The sequence below is a fragment of the Micromonospora sp. NPDC023888 genome (assembly GCF_040639415.1).
In the GTDB taxonomy this organism is placed as follows: Bacteria; Actinomycetota; Actinomycetes; order Mycobacteriales; family Micromonosporaceae; genus Micromonospora.
In genome coordinates this window covers 1-1,203 of the sequence record NZ_JBEZZW010000105.1, presented here as the reverse complement: position 1 = coordinate 1,203, position 1,203 = coordinate 1, and the positions used below count along the sequence as shown (strand labels likewise).

Genomic DNA, 1,203 nt, shown 5'->3' with positions numbered 1-1,203 from the left:
AGATCGTCGCCGTCACCGACCCCCTCACCGTCGGCTTCCGCCGTCAGGCGATGGTCGGCATCAACGTCGAGGGCGACGTGGAGCAGGTGGCGGACGCGGTGACGGCCATGGCCGAATGCGAGTACGTGGTGATGACCGCGGGCTCCTTCGACCTGATGGTGGAGATCGTCTGCGAGGACGACGACCACCTCCTGGATGTGATCAACAAGCGCATCCGCACTCTCCCCGGCGTGCGCTCCACCGAGAGCTTCGTCTACCTCAAGCTCAAGAAGCAGACCTATATGTGGGGAACCCGATAGCCGTGAGCAAGGACCTCTCCAAGACCGCCTACGACCACCTGTGGATGCACTTCACCCGCATGTCGTCGTACGAGAACAGCCCCGTCCCGACCATCGTCCGCGGCGAGGGCACCTACATCTTCGACGACAAGGGCAAGCGCTACCTCGACGGCCTCGCCGGCCTGTTCGTGGTCCAGGCCGGACACGGCCGTACGGAGCTCGCCGAGACCGCCTACAAGCAGGCCCAGGAACTCGCCTTCTTCCCGGTGTGGTCCTACGCCCACCCGAAGGCGGTGGAGCTGGCCGAGCGCATCGCGCACCACGCTCCCGGCGACCTGAACAAGGTCTTCTTCACCACCGGCGGCGGCGAGGCGGTCGAGACCGCCTGGAAGCTGGCCAAGCAGTACTTCAAGCTGGTGGGCAAGCCCACCAAGCACAAGGTCATCTCCCGCGCGGTCGCCTACCACGGCACCCCGCAGGGCGCGCTGTCCATCACCGGCCTGCCGGGCCTGAAGGCCCCCTTCGAGCCCCTGGTGCCCGGCGCGCACAAGGTCCCGAACACCAACATCTACCGCGCCCCGCTCTTCGGCGACGACCCCGAGGCCTTCGGCCGCTGGTGCGCCGACCAGATCGAGCAGCAGATCCTCATGGAGGGCCCCGACACCGTCGCCGCCGTCTTCCTGGAGCCGGTGCAGAACGCCGGCGGCTGCTTCCCGCCGCCGCCCGGCTACTTCCAGCGCGTGCGCGAGATCTGCGACCAGTACGACGTGCTGCTCGTCTCCGACGAGGTCATCTGCGCCTTCGGCCGCCTCGGCACGATGTTCGCGTGCGACAAGTTCGGCTACGTACCGGACATGATCACCTGCGCCAAGGGCATGACCTCGGGCTACTCCCCCATCGGCGCCTGCATCATCTCCGACCGCCT

At 67.2% G+C, this 1,203-nt stretch carries 2 protein-coding genes; both read left to right on the top strand.

Annotated elements, in window-relative coordinates; translation table 11 throughout:
* On the top strand, positions 1-299 hold a 299-nt coding region (locus AB0F61_RS34240), incomplete at its 5' end, for an Lrp/AsnC ligand binding domain-containing protein (RefSeq protein WP_357818556.1).
* A 44-nt stretch (positions 300-343) separates the two neighbouring features.
* The coding region (locus AB0F61_RS34235) for an aminotransferase class III-fold pyridoxal phosphate-dependent enzyme (RefSeq protein ID WP_357818559.1) at positions 344-1,203 on the top strand (860 nt) is incomplete at its 3' end.